At 67.1% G+C, this 19,407-nt stretch carries 14 protein-coding genes and 1 pseudogene; 10 read left to right on the top strand and 5 right to left on the bottom strand.

The features are described from left to right. Positions 1 to 627, bottom strand: coding sequence for a DUF6308 family protein (locus HDA39_RS15030; RefSeq protein WP_184795835.1), 627 nt, complete (start codon positions 625 to 627; stop codon positions 1 to 3). A 224-nt stretch (positions 628 to 851) separates the two neighbouring features. On the opposite strand from HDA39_RS15030, the gene HDA39_RS15025 reads away from it, so the two are divergent. From HDA39_RS15025 to HDA39_RS14995, 8 genes and pseudogenes are all read left to right on the top strand, one after another. Continuing rightward, on the top strand, positions 852 to 3,932 hold the full coding sequence (locus HDA39_RS15025) for a DUF6531 domain-containing protein (RefSeq protein WP_184795834.1): 3,081 nt from the start codon (positions 852 to 854) through the stop codon (positions 3,930 to 3,932). 36 nt (positions 3,933 to 3,968) lie between these two features. Continuing rightward, positions 3,969 to 5,167, top strand: a protein-coding gene (locus HDA39_RS15020) for an IS3 family transposase (protein ID WP_184805606.1) whose coding sequence is annotated in 2 segments (ribosomal slippage) — positions 3,969 to 4,233 and positions 4,233 to 5,167 — 1,200 coding nt in all. Because the reading frame shifts where the segments join, the coding sequence is not laid out codon by codon here. A 104-nt stretch (positions 5,168 to 5,271) separates the two neighbouring features. Next, a pseudogene (locus tag HDA39_RS43715) lies at positions 5,272 to 5,625 on the top strand (RHS repeat-associated core domain-containing protein); the annotation flags it as partial. A gap of 129 nt (positions 5,626 to 5,754) precedes the next feature. Further along, positions 5,755 to 6,273, top strand: coding sequence for a hypothetical protein (locus HDA39_RS15015; RefSeq protein ID WP_238356061.1), 519 nt, complete (start codon positions 5,755 to 5,757; stop codon positions 6,271 to 6,273). A gap of 590 nt (positions 6,274 to 6,863) precedes the next feature. Continuing rightward, positions 6,864 to 7,079, top strand: coding sequence for a hypothetical protein (locus HDA39_RS15010; RefSeq protein ID WP_184795833.1), 216 nt, complete (start codon positions 6,864 to 6,866; stop codon positions 7,077 to 7,079). A gap of 125 nt (positions 7,080 to 7,204) precedes the next feature. Continuing rightward, positions 7,205 to 7,561, top strand: coding sequence for a hypothetical protein (locus HDA39_RS15005; RefSeq protein ID WP_184795832.1), 357 nt, complete (start codon positions 7,205 to 7,207; stop codon positions 7,559 to 7,561). Positions 7,562 to 7,679: 118 nt separating this feature from the next. Next, on the top strand, positions 7,680 to 8,108 hold the full coding sequence (locus tag HDA39_RS15000; RefSeq protein WP_184795831.1) for a hypothetical protein: 429 nt from the start codon (positions 7,680 to 7,682) through the stop codon (positions 8,106 to 8,108). An 825-nt stretch (positions 8,109 to 8,933) separates the two neighbouring features. Beyond that, the gene (locus HDA39_RS14995) at positions 8,934 to 9,323 is read left to right on the top strand and encodes a hypothetical protein (RefSeq protein WP_202893005.1); all 390 of its coding nucleotides are present in this window, start codon (positions 8,934 to 8,936) and stop codon (positions 9,321 to 9,323) included. On the opposite strand, the gene HDA39_RS14990 is transcribed toward HDA39_RS14995, so the two are convergent. The 4 genes from HDA39_RS14990 to HDA39_RS14975 all read right to left on the bottom strand — a co-directional run bounded on the left by HDA39_RS14990 (position 9,320) and on the right by HDA39_RS14975 (position 18,502). Then, the gene (locus HDA39_RS14990; protein ID WP_184795829.1) at positions 9,320 to 10,774 is read right to left on the bottom strand and encodes a serine hydrolase domain-containing protein; all 1,455 of its coding nucleotides are present in this window, start codon (positions 10,772 to 10,774) and stop codon (positions 9,320 to 9,322) included. The genes HDA39_RS14995 and HDA39_RS14990 overlap by 4 nt on opposite strands. 144 nt (positions 10,775 to 10,918) lie before the next feature. Continuing rightward, positions 10,919 to 11,479 (bottom strand): LysE family transporter, encoded by a 561-nt coding sequence (locus HDA39_RS14985; protein WP_337925750.1) that lies wholly within the window; start codon positions 11,477 to 11,479, stop codon positions 10,919 to 10,921. A 269-nt stretch (positions 11,480 to 11,748) separates the two neighbouring features. Continuing rightward, positions 11,749 to 15,414: a UvrD-helicase domain-containing protein gene (locus tag HDA39_RS14980; protein WP_184795828.1), complete on the bottom strand. Its 3,666-nt coding sequence runs from the start codon at positions 15,412 to 15,414 to the stop codon at positions 11,749 to 11,751. After that, complete coding sequence (locus tag HDA39_RS14975; protein ID WP_184795827.1) at positions 15,407 to 18,502, bottom strand: PD-(D/E)XK nuclease family protein; 3,096 nt, start codon at positions 18,500 to 18,502, stop codon at positions 15,407 to 15,409. Before HDA39_RS14975 ends, HDA39_RS14980 begins: the two co-directional genes overlap by 8 nt. Positions 18,503 to 18,723: 221 nt before the next feature. On the opposite strand from HDA39_RS14975, the gene HDA39_RS14970 reads away from it, so the two are divergent. Further along, positions 18,724 to 18,921 carry a hypothetical protein gene (locus HDA39_RS14970; protein WP_184795826.1) on the top strand — a complete coding sequence of 66 codons (198 nt, stop codon included), beginning with the start codon at positions 18,724 to 18,726 and terminating at the stop codon, positions 18,919 to 18,921. Positions 18,922 to 18,928: 7 nt separating this feature from the next. Next, positions 18,929 to 19,324, top strand: coding sequence for a VOC family protein (locus tag HDA39_RS14965; RefSeq protein ID WP_184795825.1), 396 nt, complete (start codon positions 18,929 to 18,931; stop codon positions 19,322 to 19,324). The last annotated feature ends 83 nt before the right edge of the window (positions 19,325 to 19,407 follow it).

Genomic DNA, 19,407 nt, shown 5'->3' with positions numbered 1-19,407 from the left:
CTACTTCGCCTCGCCCAGCAGCGACGCGAGGATGTCGAGCAGCCGCAGCGTCGGCGCCTCGGACAGCACCTTGGCCGCCGACGTCGCCGGCTCGGCGATCAACCGCACCTGCAGCGCCTTGAAGTCGCGCACGTTCGCCGGGTTCACCAGGTCGCGGTGCACCGCCGCCAGGAACTCGGCGCCGGCCGACGCCTGGCTGTAGGTCATCCGGATGAAGCTGTCGCTGACCGGGAAGAGGTACGGCCGCTTCAGGTGCAGCAGCTTCGCCTTCTTCGCCTGCCCGAACCCACGGTGCCCGGAGAACTTCTCGTCCAGCGCGATCGCCGCCTCGAACAGCTCCGACCCCGGCGCTGCGTCCTCGAGCTTCGCGCCCACCGGGATCGCCGCGAACTCCTTGTCCGCGTCCACCTCCAGCAGCCACGGAATGTCCAGCGCGCGCAGGTCCGACCCGATCACCATCGTCCGCGCGAGATCCTCGAGCGTCACCTTGTCCGGCTCCGACCCACCCACCGTGGTCAGCCCCGGAAGCCCGTCGTAGTACCGCAGCACCGCGCCGTTGGACTCGCAGTAGATCCGCAACTGCGCGATCGCCTCGTCCACGACGATCTTCCGACTACCGATGTTCATGAGCCACACCCTCACACTCTTGGTGGCGAACCCGCCAGCCGGATTGGGCGATCCGACCGGGAATCCGATCAAATCCGGATGCGGTGCATCGTAGGGGAAGACCACCGGTCCCCGCCCACAGGGTGACCGCCCCACTTGTCCACAGCCGACAACAAAGCCCCCCGTAACCACCAGCGACCACCGTAAACTCTCCGTGACGGCAACCAACCGAACGGAGACAGCAGATGCAGGCAGCCCGCCGGACCTTGTCTGCCCTCCTCGCGTTCCTTCTCATCGTCTCCGTAATCACGGCGACCGGCCCGACCGCGTACGCCGAGGACGGCACCTGCGTCCACGTCGACGTCAGCATCACCGCCGGCGGCGAGCTCCTGACCAAAGGCCCCCAGATCGCCAACGACGGCGGCTTCGGCCACGCGGGCACGGGCCAGACCTTCACCTTCAAGGCCCGGACCTTCGCTCCGTCGATGAACATCTGCGCCATGCAGCTGACCGACCTCCGCACCTGGCAGGTCAGCGGCTGGCCCTGCACCAACCACCCGAAACCCAAGCCGGCCCGAACGCAGTCGCTCACCTGGTCCGTCGCCGTTCCACTGGACTGCGAAGTGCCGTCCTCACCCGGCCTGCTGGCAGCCTCCCTGACGAACGGCAAGGGGTCAGCGACCGGGAACGTCAACCTCTACGCGGGCGCACCCGGATTCGTGCTGCCGGACAAACAGGCGCGCGGCCTGTTCGGCCCGTTCGCGATGCAGTCCGATCCGGTGAACTCCCTGACCGGTGCCTTGACGGCGGTCGAGACGGACGCGGCGGTGGCCGGCCTCGGCGTGCCGCTCAGCGTCGACAGGACCTACAACTCGAACGACACGACCACCGGCGCGCTCGGCCCCGGCTGGCGTCCGTCGTACTCGGACAAGCTGGTGCTCACCGGCCGCTCGGCGACGTACCTGGCCTCGGACGGCCGGGAGATCGCCTTCACCCCACGCGGCACGGGCTTCGTCGTCGAGCCGGGCGCCGCGCGGTTCACCCTTGGACGCTCGGGGACGGACTTTGTCCTGACCGACGTCGACCAGCAACGGATGCGGTTCTCGTCGTCCGGCGAGCTGCTGTCGATCCTCGACCGTAACGGCCAAGGCCTGACGATCACCCGGGAGTCGGGCCGGATCGGCTCCGTCATCAACGGCCGCAGGTCGCTCGACTACTCCTACGACGAGGCCGGTCTCCTGACGGCGGTGGTGCTCGCCGCTCCGGGAGCGGAGGCTCGCAGGGTCCAGTACGAGTACTCCGACGGCAAGCTCGTCGCCGCCACGACTCCCGGCGGCGTCAGGACGGAGTACGGGTACGGCACCGCGGGCCGGTTGAGCACGGAGAAGCGCGGCACCGGCAGCCGCCCGACCCTGACGACCGAGTACGACGAGAACGGTCGCGTCGTCAGCCAAACCGACGGCAAGGGCGCCAGGAGTACGTGGACCTGGGAAGACGCCGGGATCCGCGGCAAGTCCACGATGACGGACCCGACCGGCGGCCGGTGGACCAACGAGTACGAGCGGAACTGGCTCGTCCGCCAGGCCGACCCGACGGGCGTCGCGGTCACCTTCCACTACGACTCCGCGGGCAACCTGATCCGCGTCTTCGACCCGCTGGGTCACGGCGCCCGCCACACGTACGACGCTCTCGGTCGCGTGACCAGCTCCACCGACGCGGCAGGCTTCACCACCCGGCGCTCCTACAACAGCGCGAACGATCCTGTCTCGATCAGCGATCCGCTCGGCCGCCGCTCGACCTTCGGCTACGACGCCCGAGGCAACCTGACCACCACCTCGTACGCCGGGAGGACCTCGTCGGTCACCTACGACGAGCGCGGTCTGCCGGTGTCGGTCCGGGACGGCACTGGCCGGACGACCCGGTCCACCTATTCGCCGGACGGCGATCTGACCAGCACCACCGATCCGGCCGGCAACGTCACGAAGTACACACCGGACGGTTGGGGCCGACCTTCCAAGGTCACGGGGCCGCGCGGCCAGACGAGCACCTTCACCTACTCCGCCGACGACCAACCCCTCGAGCAGCACGGACCGCTGGACCAGAACACCCGCCTGGACTACGACGACCACGGCCGGCTCTCGGCCTCGACCGACCCGCGCGGCGGCACGACCCGCTACCGCTATGACGACGCCGGTCAGCTGGTCAGCGTCACCGCACCGTCCTTGCCAGAGGCAGCTTTTGAGTTCGATGCCTCTGGTCGACTGGTCGAACAGACCGACGCGAGCGGGCGGACCCAGACCTCGGCGTACGATGCAGCCGGCCGGCTGACCGCGACGACGTACGGCGGCCGCACCTGGCGCTTCGCCCACGACAAGGCCGGCCGCCGGGTCCGGACGACGCTCCCTTCCGGCAAGGCGGCGTCCTTCACCCTCGACGCCCGCGGCGCGCTGACCCGCGTCGACTACTCCGACAAGACGCCGTCGAACTCCTTCACCTGGGACGCCGCGGGCCGTCGTACGACGACGACCGACGTCGGCGGCGTCACCCGCTTCGGCTACGACACCTTTGACCGGCTGACCTCCGTGAACCGGCCCGGCTCGACCATCGCCTACACGTGGGACCAGGCAGGCAACCTGCAATCCCGCAGCGCGGCCGGCCACACGGAGACCTACACCTGGGACGCCGTCAACCGCCTCACCTCGGCCAAGGTCGACGGCAAACCCGCGGCCACCTACGCGTACGACGTCACCCGCGGTTCGATCACGACCCGACGCCCGTCCGGTCTCACCGAAACCCGGCGGTACGACCTCCTCGGGCGCGAGACCGAGCTCCGCCAGACTCAGCCCGGGAGGCCTCTCCGGACCGTCGTGTCCTCCTACGACGCAGGCGACAACCTGGTCCTCACAAACGACTCAGCCACGGGCAAGGCCGCCTACACGTACGACGCCCTCGATCAGCTGACCGCGGTCTGCTACGCGGTCGACCAGTGCACCGACGACGCCGAGGACTACATCCGCTACGCCTACGACGGCGCAGGCAACCGGACCTGGGAGGAACGCCCGAGCGCCACGAAGTGGTCCCTGTTCGGTCCCGGCAACGAACTCCAAGGCGCCATCACCGCACCCAAGGGCTACCCGAAGGTGCCGCCCGTAGGCGCCTTCAACACCTACGACGCGGACGGCAACCTCACCTCCGACGGCACCACCACCTACACCTGGACCGCCGCTGGCAAGCCCGCCTCCTCAACCACGGCCACCGGTAAGACCACCTACACCCACGCCGCCGACGGCCGCCGCCTGAGGCGCCACGAACCTTCCGGACAGTGACCCAACTAAGATTGGGTTGTCTGGAAAGGGAAGATGTTGCCGCGTCCGAAAAAGAATTTCACTCCTGAGTATCGGGAGGAAGCCGTGAAGTCGGTGATCGAGACTTCACGTCCTGTCGCTCAGGTTGCCAGGGAGTTGGGCATCAACCCGGGAACCCTCAGTAACTGGGTGAGCGCCTATAAGCGTGACCATGCCGGCGAGGAACCGGCACTCAGTGTGAATGAGCGTGCCAGGCTCCGCGAGTTGGAGCGGGAGACGCGGGAACTCCGGATGGAGAACGAGTTCCTGAAAAAAGCCGCAGCATACTTCGCCAAGGATCATCGTTGAGCGACAAGTTCGAGTTCATCGACGCGGAATATGCAGACAGTCTGACCGGGAAGAACGAAGACGCGCCGTCGATTGTGAAGATGTGCCGATGGCTCGGGGTGAAGCGATCCAGTTTCAACGATTGGCGCAGCCGGCCGGCGTCGGCGACCGTGAAGCGCCAAGGCGAACTCAAGTTGATCATCGCCAAGTCATTCGAGGAGTCCGACGAGACCTACGGATACCGGCGCGTGCATGCTGACCTGATCGCGTGGGGCGTCGGCTGCGGGCTGGAGTTGGTGCGCAAACTCATGCGGGAACTGGGCCTGGAGCCGTGCCAGCCGCGGCCGTGGCGGCACAGCCTGACTGAGCAGGACGGCCAGGCCGGCCCGATCCCTGACCTGGTCGCGCGAGACTTCACCGCCGACGGGCCCGGCGTCAAGATGGTCGGTGACATCACCTATGTATCGACTTGGGAAGGCTGGTTGTATCTGGCGACTGTGATCGATTGCCACACCAAAGCCGTGATCGGGTGGGCGATGGGCGACAACTACAAGACCCCACTCATCGAAGCAGCCATCGAAATGGCTGCCCGGAATCAGGAGCTCTCCGACGGCGCGATCTTCCACTCCGACCGGGGAAGTAATTACACATCCGCCCAGTTCGCCGAGACATTGAAGAATAACAACATTCGTCAATCAGTCGGCCGGACTGGCATCTGCTACGACAATGCGATGGCGGAATCGTTCTTCGGAGCACTGAAGAACGAACGCACCCACCGCACCGAATACCCGACCCGGGAACAAGCACGCCGCGATATTGCCCGATACATCGAATTACGCTACAATACCAAACGTCGCCACTCGGGGCTCGGCTACAAGACCCCGCAGCAAGTCCACGAAGATTACCTCGAATTACAGTCTGCAGCGTGAACTAACCGTTAAAAGGCTGTCCGGAAAACGCGTGGCACCTCAGCCTCACCGAATCCACCACGGGCAAGACCACCCGCTACCTCTGGGACTCCCTCTCACCCCAGATCCTCAGCACGACGGATGGCAAAGCCACCACCCGCCACACCTACGGTCGAGGCCTCCTCTCCACCACAGCCCTCACCAAGTCAACCGCCCACACCACAACGCCCACAGGCACAGTCCTCTCAACCGGCGACGCCCCCCGCGCCTACGAACCCTTCGGCACCCAACGACCATCCGCACCTCCCGCCCCCACCCCGTCCCCAGGCTTCGCCGGCGGCCTCCAACTCCCCAACGGCAACTACCTCCTGGGCCAACGCGAGTACAACCCCACCGCCGGCACCTTCCTCTCTCCAGACCAAGGCGCCTCGTCCCACCCGTACGGCTACGCCGGCAACAACCCCCTCACCAACACCGACCTCACCGGCCTCAACGACATCAACGGCACCCTCACCGACGTCTCCCACATCTCCGGCTGGATCTCGATCGGCACCATCACGGTCGCGGTGGGTTGCACCATCTATCGCCCCTGCGCGCCGGCTATCCCGGTGCTGATGCAGGTTTCTTCGGCGACCGGGATGGCATCCGGTCTCGCCGGGGGTGTACTGACCGCCGAGGCCTGCGTAGTCAAAGGCAACTGTTCCGATCTTGCGGCGAACTTGGCCATCATCGGCATCACGAGCCGTCTCCCCGGTGGAACAGGTCAAGCGGCACGTCAGTTCGAGCACCAAGCAGGACTGCGGACGCGCGTGATCCACTTCCGTCCGAATGCCGCCGATCCCAAGTGGGGGTTGACCGCGCTGCATCTGGAGAAGCACGTGTTCGGGTCAGGCTCAAAGTCCCTGCGCAGCATTGATCCGGGAGGAACGACAGACCAGTGGTTCGAGTACGTGCAGGAGTTGGCGTCCAGACCGCCGACAGAAATTCAAGGCAATGGGATCCAGGATATTATCGGCATGTTCCCGCGAGCTGATGGTGCCGGCAATTTCAGGCTGGGCATCAGAATCTCACCGAATGAGGATGGATCATTTGATCTCGTGACTATCTTGACGAAACAGGTGCCGTGATGTTCGAGTGTCCAGTGTGCTTTACAGAGACTTTGGATGTGAAGCCGTATGAGACTTGGCCGCCGCCTCCGGGGTTGGTCCTGCAGCCTCCCTACGAGAAGTACCTCGGGCGGCCGTCATACGAGGTGTGCCGGAGATGCGGGTTCGAGTTCGGAAACGATGACAATCCAGGAACCGCGCCGCCGTCGACCTTCGAAGAATATCGCGCTGAGTGGGAGGCCGAAGGCAGTCCCTGGTTCGATTGGCGAACGGCGCCGGACTGACCAAGAATCGCCATTCAGACGGCGAGGTCGGTTTCTGGCCTTGCCGTGGGACATGATCGTGAGGATTGGGTTCTGGTCCTCTCTTCCATTCAGAGAGTGGTTGATGAGGCTGATCCAGATTGGTTATTGGGGCCATGGCAACCGATCGTGGCCGGATCCGCTGTCTGTCGCGGACCCGTGCTGGGACAAGTGCGAGCGCGATGTCACAGCGGTCTATCTGCGCCACGGGGTGGTCGCCTGGGCGTACTTGGGGCCGACAGCCTGTCGGATCTGTGGTCAGCGGAACGGATCGCTTGAGTTGACTGACTGCCGCGCCGGGTGCAGGAGATGCAAGGCGCGATCGCGGCCGCCGAGCCGGAGTCCCTCGACGCGCCCGGTTCGCTCGAGGGCGGCGCTACGTGTGGCCTGAAGGGGCTGAGTCACTACCTGATCGAGCATAAGGTTCGGTTGCCTGAGGTCTTCGTCGAGCATGTCAGGACGCAGCGGGAACAGCTGGACGACCATGAGATCGACGATTCCTGGTGGCGAGGCTTTCGACGGTGACTTCGGAGGGATCAGCTGGATGTTCCCGTGAATGCTCCGACAGAAAAGTTCAAGATCAGTGGCAGAGGCAGGATCATCGATGATCCGGGCGGTGTCTGGATCATGTTCCATCCTAGGAGCGGTGGATGAAGCTCATTCGTATCGGTTACTGGTCCGACGGGGACGAGACGTGGCCGGACGTTCACGGGTTCGTGGATGCGGATTGGGATGAGGACGAACGGCTGGACGCCGTTCACTATCTGCGGCGGGGAGTCCTCGTTCATGCCTACTTGGGGCTGTCGAGGTGTCGGATGTGTGGCAAATTCAACGGCTCGGTGGAGCTCAGTGACCTCGTGTACGTCTGGCCTGAGGGGTTGGCGCACTACGTCTCCGAGCACAACGTGAGGCTGCCGGGCGAGTTCATGGGTCACATCAAGACACGGACCGACCTGATGGACGACGTCGAGATCGACGACTCCTGGTGGCGGGGTCTTCGACGGTGACTGCTGTGGGGCTTTGGGTCTGTCTCGGTTGTCCACAGGTCGCGTCAAAGCGCCCTCGTTGTCGCCTGCGGTCGCCATAACCTTTCGCTGGGGCTCATCGGAGACAGGAGAATCGGCGGTGGCACATCCTGAGATCACCTTTGGTGGGGACGCTGAGTTTCTTCGGGCTTTCGACAGCGCGGTCGTGGCTGCGGGTGGGCGGCGGAGGTGCTCGCCGACGACTTTGGTCGGGGGCTGGAGGGAGTTTGTTCGGGAGTGCGAGGACGGGTATCTGGACGACATCGAGGAGTTTCATTTCGATCTGTCGGTCCGTGGGCTGATCGAGAAGTTGCGGCGGGATCCGGAGCTGTTGCGGTTTCGGGAGTTGGACTGGGTGTGGGCGGAGATCTCGGCTGTTGACGTGAGGTATCGGGCGTTGCTGGTACCTAAGGGCGGCACGTATCCGCAGTCTTGGTGGAAGGCGGGGATTCCTCGGAAGGCGGGGCCGGAGTTGGCGGCGGAGTTTTTGACGCTGTACGGCGTACGGGTGGAGGTGGTCGATCGGTGAGCGGTGTGGAGGGTGGGTGTTCGACGGAGTTGGTGAGTGCGGGTTGGTGCGGTGCGCCGAGCGCACCGCCGAGAGCTACGGAGGCGTTCAGGTTGGTGCTCGCGTGCTGGGGCGACGGTGGGTTCCGCTCGTCGGTCGGTGGTGCTGCTGTTGATCAGCTCGAGGTGGGTGTTGGGCGGGCGCGATGTTGAGTCGGGAAGAGGAGCTGCGGCGGCTGCTGAGTGAGGAGATCTCGCAGCTGGTGGGGGATGAGGCCCCTCAGGGGATTGGGGTGCAGCTCGCGGTGGGGGTTGTTGACAGTGCGTCCGCGTTGGAGCGGTGTCGTGAGGTGCTGAGTGTTGTCTTGCGCTTTGGTGAGGAGGACTGGCCGAGTCTGGAGCGGTGGACTGTGGAGTTGCCGCGGTGGTTTGTCGAGGCGTGTGGGGTGGAGGAGACGGCGGAGAAGTCGTTGGAGGAGCGGGCGGATCTCTCGCCTGAGGAGCGGTGGGACCTTGCCGATGCCGAGCCGTGGCGGTTGTCGGAATGGCTGGAGTGGCTGCGTCCGAGTCGGCGGACCTGGCATTGGCTGGGGGCTTCCACTGGTGATGGCCGTACGTTGACTGTTTCGTTGGACACTCCTGGTGCACCGTCGCCGACCGGTGCGCTGGAATGGCTCCTCGAAGTTGCAGGGCTGTTCGAGTGTCCGGTGTGTGGTGGGAACTATCTGACCGTCAAGCCGTACGAGACCTGGCCACCGCCTCCTGAGCTGGATATGCGTCCGCCGTACGAGGAGCACCTGGGGCGGCCGTGGTTCGACAGCTGTAGATGCGAGAAAGGACGCCGGCCTTGGTCGCCTCCGCCAAGCTGAAACTCATCGGCTACTGGGGTGGTCCGAGTGCGCAGGACTGGCCGAATCCTCACGAGTTCGTCGACCCGAGCTGGGACCGCGACGAGCGGGAGACGGTGCGGGAGTACCTGGAGGATGGCTTTGTGCTCCGGGCCTTCGGAGGGATCTCGCGCTGCCGTTTCTGCGACCAGCCGAACGGGGCCCTGGAGCGTACCGATGGTCAGTGGTACTGGCCGGACGGTCTTGCTCACTACCTGGCGGAGCATGACGTTCGTCTGCCGCAGAGCTTTGTCGACCATGTTCTCGCTCTGGTTGACCGGCTTGAAGTGGTGGAGCGGGAGGTTGAGTGGTGGCGGTCTCAGAGTGGTTGTCGGCCGGCTGAGGATTAGGCGACGTCGGGGCGGGTCATCAGGGGTGCTTGGAGGTGCAGGGGCAGGTTGGGGGTTGTCAGGGGGACGACGTTCCATCGTGCTGTAGCTGTGCCTGTGGTGGCGTCGATGGTCAGGCGGACTCGGTGGGGTGTGGTGATGACGTAGAGGTCGGCGGTGAAGGTGTTGGCTTGCCAGGCGCCGGCGGCCACGACGGGGCGGCCTAGAGGTGAGGACTCTTGCCATTCGTTGTGACCGACCTTGAGGGTCAGGGTGGGGCCTAGGTGCAGGAGCCATCCGCTGTCGGTGGGGGCTAGGAGCACTGGGGTTTCGTGGGGGAGGGCTGAGTCCTCGGGGGAGGCGTCGATGGTGGCCTTGGTGGGGCTGGGTTGGGGCTGGTGGGTTGGGGTGGCTGTGCCTGGGACTGGTTTGAGGGACAGGTGTTGAAGCTGGTTGGTGAGGGTGTGTTGGTGGGCTGCGGTTGGGGCGTCGGCCGCGGCGTCCAGGTGGGGGAGGAGGTGGTCCCAGAAGAGGGCGGGTAGGGCGTCTGTGGGGTCTACTGCGCCGGTGAAGGCGATCACCAGGTCGTGGGAGGGGACGACCAGGCAGGACTGGCCGAAGGAGCCGTGGCCGTGGTAGCCGTGGCGGCTGATCCAGAACTGGTAGCCGTAGCCGTTCTGAAAGTCTGGGTTCGGTTTCCAGTTCGGGAGGGGGAGGGTTTCGATGTGGCGGCTGGTTGCTCGCTCGACCCATTCGCCCGGGATCAGTTGGCGGTCGCCCCAGCGGCCTTTGCGGAGGAGGAGTTCGCCGAAGGCGGCGATGGCCTCGGTGGTGAGATGCAGGCCGTGGAAGCCGAAGGCGGCGCCGCTGGCTACTCGGTCCCACTCGGCGTGGTCGATGCCAATCGGATTGAAGAGGCGCTCATCAAGGAACTCGGGGAGGCCTTGGCTGGTGACTCGTTCGACCATGCGGGCCAGGACGTACGTCGTCGCGTTGTCGTAGACGTGCTTGGTGCCCTCGGTGGTGGAGAAGGGTACGCGGAGGAAGCCCTTGGTCAGGTCGTTCGGTTCGAGTTCCCAGGCTTCGGTGAGGCTGTCCGTGGGGTGCCCGACCGTCATGGTGAGCAGGTGGTGGACGGTGAGGCGGCGGCCCTGTTCTGGGATGGCGGTCGGGACGTGGTCGGGGAGTACGTCAACCACTCGGTCGTCCAGGGAGAGCAGTCCGTCGGCGATCGCGAGGCCGACTGCGATCGAGGTGAACGACTTGGTCAGCGAGTAGAGGAGATGCGGGCGGTCGGCTGTGTACGGCGCCCACCAGCCTTCGGCGATGACGTGACCTCGGCGTACCACCATGAGCGAGTGGCCTTCGACGCCTTGCTCTTCGAGCTTGTCCAGCAGGGTGGTGATCGCTTGGGGCGACATGCCCATGCCGGCTGGGGTCGAGCGCGGGAGGAGCGGACGTTGAGGGGCCATTCAGGCACGCTAACAAGAGCGGGCAATCGAATTATGGCTGCGTCGGTTGGGCCGGTACGGCAGCGGCGCCGTACCGGCTTGGTGGTCAGGTGATGAGGATTCGTAGGGCCAGGGCGGTGATCACTGCGCTGGAGGTGAGGGCCGTCAGGAGGCGAGCTTTGGGGGTGGTGAGGAGGCGGCCCAGGAGGGCGCCGCTGGTGGAGAGGAGGAGTTGCCAGGAGGACGATGCGATGAAGGCCGCGGTGATGAAGATGGTTTGTTGTGTGTGGGGGTTGTGGTGTCGTGGGTGCCTAGGACGAGGGCTGTGAAGTAGAGAATGGTGGTGGGGTTGAGGAGGGTCATGCCTAGGAGGGTGAAGTAGGCGCTGGCGGGAGTGGGTGGGGGCGGGATTGGTTGGGTGGATTGGAGTCGGCGATGGTGGGTGATGGCTAGGGTCGCGCCTCGGGCGGCTAGGGCCAGGAGGACAGCTACCGAGATCCACTTGAGGGGCGTGGTGATGGGGGCCAGGGCGGGAGCTATGGCTGAGCCGCCGAGGGTGGCGATGAGGGCGTAGAGGCCGTCGGCGGTGGCTACGCCGAGGGCGGCTGCGGCGCCGACCTTGAGGGTCGTGCGGGCGGTGAGGGCTACGAGGTAGGTGCCGATGGCACCTACGGGGATGGCGATGCCGTAGCCGGCGATCAGGCCCGCGACGAGCGCGGTGATCACGTGCGAGTGGTGATCGATCCCAACGGTCGGCCGATCTGCTGCTGGGCCGCCACCGAACGATCGGTGGAGGACAGCAGGAGGTGGGCTTTGGTCGTGGTCATGTATTGATCGTCGGGCGGCGGGGGAGGTCAGGCAACTGAATTTGCCGCCGGGCCGCCGGAGAGGTAGGCGGTCGGGGTGGCGGAGTTGACTCGCAGCCTCGGGCTTGATGCGGGGCGGGGCGGCGGCGCAGGTGACGGGCGGAGCATTCGGTTGCTTAGGGCAACTGGTTAGAGCTGGTGGGGGTGGGCTTTGGTGGGGGAGAGGAAGAGGAGGGTGGCTTTCGCCTTCGTGGGGAGCATGGTGGTGTAGGCGCGGAGTTGTGGGGTGTAGTGGGCAATTCGAGCGTCCAGGGCCGCGGCGGGGATGGCGTCGGTTTTGTAGTCGACGATCATCAGGGTGCCGTCGTCCTCGCGGTACAGGAGGTCGATGAAGCCTTCGAGGACGGTGCCATCCGGCTGGGGGATGCCGACGAAGGACTCGCGCCAGTGGTCGCGGGTGGCGGCTCGTTGGACGATCTCTGAAGCGAGGGCTGAGTGGACGAGGGCTTTGACGACGTCGGCGTACTCGACGACGCCTTCGGCCAGGCATTGGGATTGGACGGCTGCGTCCAGGCCGGCCGCGGTGGTGAGGTCGATGACCTGCAGGACACCGTGGACGGCTCGGCCGATGGCGGTGCCGTAGCGGCCTTTGGACCAGGGTGGGAGGTCGATGTCGCGCGCGGCTTTCGCCGTACCTGGGTCTGCTTCGTGCAGGGCTACGTCGGGGCCGGTGCCTTCGAGGCCGGAAGGGCTTCGGCTGGAACGGCGGCGGCTAGTGGCGCGGGATTCGGCGATGCGGGATTCCCACTCGGCTCGGTTGAGGGGTGGGGATGCCTTGGTGGTTGTGGGGGAGGAGGTGCTGTTGGCTGAGGTGGGGGAGTCGGCGGTGGCGGAGGAGACCGCTGGCTCGGCTGGGGTGAGGTGGTGGAGGTTGGGGACCTCCAGGGCGTTGGCTGAGGTGAGGAGCTCGGCGTTGCTGGAGTGGCGGCGGGTGTTGGATCGGTGGAGGGAGACGACGAGGTGGTCGCGGGCTCGGGTGGCGGCGACGTACAGGAGACGGCGGCGTTCGTAGTCGTCCATCTGCTCGTCGACGGGTTGGACCAGGTCGAAGTCTTCGGTTTGGACTGAGGACTTGAGCTTGACCGCGTAGCCGCCGGCTTGGGGCCAGAGGACCTGGACGCCTCGTTGGCGGTTGGGCGAGGCGGTCATGCCGCTGAGGATGACGATCGGGAACTCGAGGCCCTTCGCGGCGTGGATCGTCATCACGCGGACGGCGTCGGCGTCGGTCTCGGGGAGGACTGCTTCGGCGACGCGAGAGGTCTCTTCGCCTTGGTGGGCGGCCCAGGCGAGGTAGGAGCGGAGGCCGCCGTGTTCGACCTCGGACCATGCTCTTGCCTGGTCGACGACGAAACGAATGCGGCGCCAGATGTCGCGGGCTCTTGGGCCCGTGGCGGCGACTTCGAGGATGCGGCGGTCGGCGACGATCTTTGCGAGGACCTCGCTGGGGGTGAGCCAGCGGGACGCGTAGTAAGTCTTGCGGAGCCACTCCATGGCCTCGCCGACCGGGTGGGTGAGCAGGTTGTCGGCGATGGGGGCGGTGAGGGTGAAGGAGCCATCGGCGCGCTTCCAGGTGAAGAGGTCGTCGTCGCCGCAGCCGAAGAGTGGGGAGCGGAGGGCTGTCACCAAGGCGAGCTGGTCGCTGGGGTCGCCTAGGGCTCGGGCGCAGGCCAGGAGGTCGCGGACTTCGGCGGTTTGGTAGACGAGGGAGCTGGCTTCGGCGCGGTACGGGATGTCGGCGCGGTCGAGGGCGTCTTCGAGGAAGGGGAGGGAGGTGCGGGCGGGGACGAGGACGGCGATGTCGCCGGCGCCGGCTGGGCGCCAGGTCGTTGTCTTCTCGTCGTACACCGTCCATTTTTCGTGCAGGGCTTGGGTGATGGTGGTGGCTACGTCGGCGGCTTCGCGTTCGCGGAGGACGGAGGCTTGGGCGCGGGGGAGGTCGTCGTGCGGGGTGGCGCCGAGGATGGTGACGGCGGGGCCGCCTGGTGAGTTGTTGTTCGTGGTTGATGTGTGTGGGTTGTCTTTGGGGGACCAGCCGGGGATTGCCGTGGCGGCGGTGAAGGGGGTTGCGGTGTCGTCGGTGGGTGGGACGACGGTGAGGTGGCGGCGGATGGAGGTGACGGTGGCCAGGGGGTGGTCGTCTGGATCGTCTGCTGGGGTGGGGGTTTCGTCGGGGTCGGTGAAGAGGGAGAGCTGGTCGCCTGTGGTTGGGGTCGTAGGGATGCGGCCGGTGGGGTTGGCGGGGGTTGAGGTCGCTTCGGCCGGAGGAAGAGAAGAGGGGTGAATGGGTGTGGGGGCGGGCTGGCTGGGGGTGGTCGGTGCTTGCGTGGGGGCGGGGCTGTCGGGGGAGGTAGGTGCAGGATCGAGGGGTGGGGGCGTGGTTGCGGATGAGGCTTCGGGTGGGGAGGGGCGGTGCGGGGTTAGGGGGTGGTAGGTGGGTTGGGCGTCTGGGGCGGGGGTGATGAGGGTGGTGAAGACGGTGTTGATCCAGGTGAGGACGGGGGTGAGGGTGCGGAAGTTGGTGGTGAGGGTGACGGTTTCGCCGAGGAGGGACTGGGCGGTGAGGTAGGTGGCGATGTTGGCTCGGCGGAAGCGGTAGATGGATTGCTTGGGGTCGCCTACGACGAAGAGCGAGCCGTTGGGGATGTCGATCTCGCGCCAGTCTTCGGCGGTGGCTGAGGCGCCGGCGGCGATGCGGACGGCGAGCTCGATCTGGATGGGGTCGGTGTCTTGGAACTCGTCCAGGAGTAGGCGTTGGTAGCGGGTTTGGAGGGCTGAGCGGACCTGGGGTTCGCGGCGGAGGAGGTTGCGGGCCAGGACCAGGAGGTCGTGGAACTCCAGGCGGCCTTCGGAGCGGCGGTGTTCGGCGGACTCGAGGACCCGTTCGGCGATCCAGTGGGAAAGGTGCCTTAGGCAAGAATCTAGGAGCAGCTCGACCAAGGAGCCGGCGACCTCGACGACTTCGGTGCAGTCGGCGCGGTTGCGGGTGATGTCGGGCCAGTTCTCCTTGCGGCCGATCTTGCCGATCTTGAGGGTGCGGAGGTTCTGCAGGATCGCGAGCTGGGTCTCGGCGTCGGTCGCGGCGGCGAGCATCAGGCCGAGGTCGCGGATCCGGTGGAGCTTGGGGAGCAGGCGGTCGTCGTCGGCTCGGCAGTCGGTGGCGGCGGCGCCGATCTGGGCCGCGGCGGCGATCAGGCCGGTGAGGTCGGGCATGGCGACCAGCTCGGGCGGGTCGACCAGGACGCGTTCGCCGATCAGGTCCCAGTCGTTGCCGAACAGGCGGGCCAGGGAGCGGAGGTGTTTGAGTTCGACCCCGACGGCCATCGCGAGCAGGAGAGGCTCGGCGATGGTGTCGTCGTCGAGGAGTTGCTGCTGGAGCTCGGACCAGCGTTCTTCGAAGGCGACGGAGGAGCCGACTTCGTCGAGGACGTCGATCAGCGGTGGCAGGCCGGCCTCGATCGGGTGGGCGAGGAGGATCTGCTGGGCAAACGAGTGCAGGGTGCCGATCGAGGCGGAGTCGAGGTCGTCGAGGGCTTCGTCGGCGCGGGCGCGGTCGGGGCCCTTGCGAGCCTTCTCGAACTCGACGCGGAGGCGGTCGCGGAGCTCGGCCCCGGCCTTCTCGGTGAAGGTGACCGCGGCGATCGTGCTCAGGGGTACGCCGTCACGGAGAACCAGGGTCGTCACCCGGTCGACCAGAGCGTGGGTCTTGCCCGAGCCGGCACCGGCTTCGACGAACAGCGTGGTCTCGGTGTCGTTGCGGATCTGTTCGCGGGCCTCCGCGTCGAGCAGTTCAGCCATCGAGGGCCACCTCCTCGAAGGCGGGGAGTGCGCCGGGGTCGATCAGGCGGACCAGGCGTTCCAGGGTCGGGTCGAAGCGTTTGCGGTCGTAGCGGGCGCGGACCTCGCTGTGGCCGATGCCGTCCGGGTTGCAGTACGGGCATTGGACCCAGAGGAAGTCCGGGATCTCGGGCGCCTTCGCGGGGAAATAGCCGGCGGCGATCGACGAGACGATCACGTCGAGGGCGTGCACGTACCGGTCGGCGACCTCGGGAGTCAGTGGCACCGGGATCCGGCGGCCGCCCTTGCGGACGAACCAGTACGACGCCTCGACGGGTGTCGACTCCTCGCCGAGTCGGGCACGGGCGGCGTACGCGTAGACGGGAAGCTGCAGCTTGGTTCCGGCGGCGACCGGGTCGGACTCGATCGCTTCGTAGCGGGAGAAGCCGCCGGTCTTCACGTCGGTGACGTAGATCGTGCCGTCCCGGCCGAGGTCGACCTTGTCGGCGGAACCGCGCAGCAGCACCCGGCCGGACGGCACCGGGATCTCCACCGGCGGCTCGCCATCGAGGCCGAAGCGCAGCTCACTGGCGACGACCGACGCGTTGTGCGCGGCGCGCCAGCGATCGTCGTCGTCGAGCAGGACCAGGAGGTCGCCCAGGATGCGCAACCGCTCGCGTTGCCACAGGCGTGGATGTCCGGTCAGGCCTTCGGCCTCGAAGCGGGCGGCGAAGTCGGCCCCGATCGTCAGGAGGAGCGAGCGCTGCTCAGCGGTCCATGGTTCGCCGAAGCCGGGGAGTGAACCGGCGAACCGGCTGACGAAGGCGTCCAGGCTGTTGTGGATCAGGTTGCCGATCTGGACCGGCGAGATCACCAGCAGGTCCTCGGGTGCCTCCAGCGGCTCGACCTGGAGGAGGCGTTCGACGAAGTACGCGTGCGGGCAGGATGCGTACGACTCCAGCGACGTCGGCGACGCGATGCGGTCCTCGACGGCGTAGTCCGGCAGGCCGTCGACGCCGGACAGGTTTCCGTCGAAGCGGGTGAACTCGTCGGTGGAACGGGCCCGCAGCAACAACCGGGCACGGTCGACGACGCCGTCCGTCAAGGTCAGTCCGGCGGTCGCGGCGCGGACCTGCCAGTCCTGCTCGGTGGCCGGCATCCTTGCCGTGGTCAACGATCCCGCGTACGACGCCGAGGTGAGTAGACGGTCGCCGTACGACGTCTGGTCCCACAGCGTGGCCGCTAGCGCATGGTCGCCGCTCAGGTCTCGTAAGGTGCCGAGCAGCCAACGGGTCGGCAGGCGGCGGCTCGAACGGCGGAGGTCGCCGCGGGGGAACGACGCCACCACCCGCGACGATCCGGCCGAGAACGCGGCGAGAAGATGCCGCTGCTTCTCGTCCAGCCGGTCCCGCGCGGATGCCAACTCGGGCGCCGCTGCCTCGCGGACGCGATGGGGGAGCAGAGCATCCTCGTGCAGACGACCTGGATAGAGGTCTTCCGCGAGTCCGACGACGTAGACCACGTCGACGGACAGCCCGACGGCCGCTGACAGCGGAGCCACCAGGACGCCGGTGCCGAACGTGCCGATGCGGGGAAGGGACTGCTGCAGCTCGAGATCGAGGACGTCGCGCAGGACGCTCAGGCTCGCCGGTGTGCCCAGCTCGTCGAGCGTCGACAGTCCGCGCAGTGATCCCTCGACGGCGACCGCGGCGTACTGCTCCTCGACGGGCAGCGACACGTAGTCGCCGAGGAGGTCGTGGAACAGCCGGAGCACGACCTCGGACAGCTGCGACCAGCTCTCCATCACCGCGGCGGCGCCCAACCTGCGACGCAGCTCGACGGCGAAGGTGTGCATGCGATGGGCGTTGGACGCGTTGTACTGCGCGCGGCGGACCGCCGCCGGGCGAGGGTCGTCCGCGAGCTGCTCCTGCTCGGCGGTCCGGCGCTCGGCCTCGGCGTACGCGCCGAGTCGGACCTCCCAGTCGTCGCCGCGGACGACGCCGGCCACTCGCGACAGCCGCTCCCACTGCGGGACCGGGATCCGCTCGCCGGTGAAATCGCGGGTCGGTGCGTTGGCCAGTGCGCGGAACAGGTCGGCCCGCGGCAGGTCGCGGTCGACCAGTGCGAGGACTTCCAGCAGCGTCCGGGCCAGGGCTCGCTCGTGCACCGGGCGGGTGCCGGGACCGTTCGCGGTGATCTTGGCGGCCGCGAGGTGCTCGTGCAGGAGTCGTGCGTACGGCGAGGCAGCGGCGTACAGGACGGCGACGCGATGGGCTGGCGTCGTCTCCAGCACCGTGACGAGATCCCTGACGACGCAGCGAATCTCGTCGTCGGCGTCGGACGCGTTCAGCACCTCGGTGGCGACCGGGTAGTTCTTCGAGATCGACGGCGGTAGCTCGATCCCGATGCGTTCCAGCGATCGTCGTACGGCGCGATCGGCACGCCGTACGTCGGTCAGGCCGACGATGACGGTCAGGTCGGCGGCCGCGATCCCGAGGGAGGCGACGAACGACGCCTCGGCCTGGCTCAGCTCCTGCGGCAGGTACAGAACCAGCGATCCGAGCTCGGTGGCCACGGCCGGCTCGGCCTCGGCGCGAGCAGCCGCGGCCCGGAGCAGGTCGGTCTCGTCGTACCAGTCGCTGCTGAGCTCGGCGCAGACCGTGCGGTGCAGACGGATCAGCGACGGTCCGAGCCCGGACGCGGCCGACACCTTCTCCAGCGCGGGATCGCTGAGGTCGCGGAGCTCCCGATGGGCTGCAGCAAGCGCTTGGATGGTGGACGGATGGTCGGCGACCTCCTCGAACACCCCTGGCGCTTTGGACAGCGCGGTCCGCCAGGTCGCCGCGACGATGGGCCGGGTGGCCGGCCGTCGGGGCGCCAGCACGCCGGCGGACAGCTGCTCGGCGAGGCGGGGCAGCGTCGCCAGATACAACGCCGCAATGCCTGTGGAGGCAAGGAATCGGCGCGCCACGACGCCGGTCAGGTTGTCCGGCAGCAGCAATGTGACGGGCTTCATCGGGTCGTCGGCCTTCAGCCGCGCGACGACCTCGGCCAGCCGCTCCAGCGCGGCCGCGCCGTACGCCGTGGTCTCGATCCGGGTCCCGCTCACTGTGCCCCCGATCCTGGTGCTTGTCGTGAAAGACGCTAAACCCTGCCACGGACAATCCTTCCGCGGCCGCGGTGGTGAGCCCATGACCTGAACCGGCATTCATCAGGAACTCTTGAGGAACCGGCCCGGAACCGCCGCAAGAACCACCGCGGAACGCCGCGGGGAAAGGCGAAGGCGCGCCGTGTCGCTGCGAGGGCGGCGATCGGCTCCGACAATGAAGTATGACCAAGGAGACCACCGTGGCGCGGGCGTTGCTGGTGCTCGTCTTCGCGCCTGCCGGTGGGCTGTTCGGGAAGGCCGTGGCGACGGCCGCGGCCGGGCAGGAGTGGTGGCCGTGGCTGGTCGCCTCGGCGGTCTGGCTGGTCGTCGCGGGGCTGGTTTCGATGGCGGTGTCGAACCGTCTCGACGAGCACAGATAATGCTCCGATGGCCGCCGCGCTGCACCACGTCGAGATCTGGGTCCCGGACCTGTCCCGTGCCGTCGAGAGCTGGGGCTGGATCCTCGGCCGCCTGGGCTGGAAGGACGGCGACAGCTGGCCCGGCGGACAGATCTGGACCGCCTCCGACGGCAGCTACCTGGTGGTCGAGCAGAGCCCCGCGCTGAGCGCCACCGAGCACGACCGGCTGCGGCCCGGGATGAACCATCTCGCGCTGAACGCGGGCAGCCGGGCCGAGGTCGACGCGATCGTTGCCGAGGCCTCCGACCAGGGGTGGACACTGATGTTCGCCGACCGTCACCCGTACGCCGGTGGGCCGCGGCATTACGCCGCGTTCCTGCACAACGGCGACGGCTACGAGCTCGAGATCGTCGCGCCGCTCTGAGGCGGCAGACGGAGGGGTCGGCAGGTGAGACTTGTGATGCCTGGAGTGACACCGGGGACTGATGGTGTGACATGGTTGACCGC

This window comes from Kribbella italica, from assembly GCF_014205135.1.
GTDB lineage: Bacteria > Actinomycetota > Actinomycetes > Propionibacteriales > Kribbellaceae > Kribbella > Kribbella italica.
Note: the sequence above shows the minus strand (reverse complement) of the source record. Positions and strands in the feature narration are given on the sequence as shown.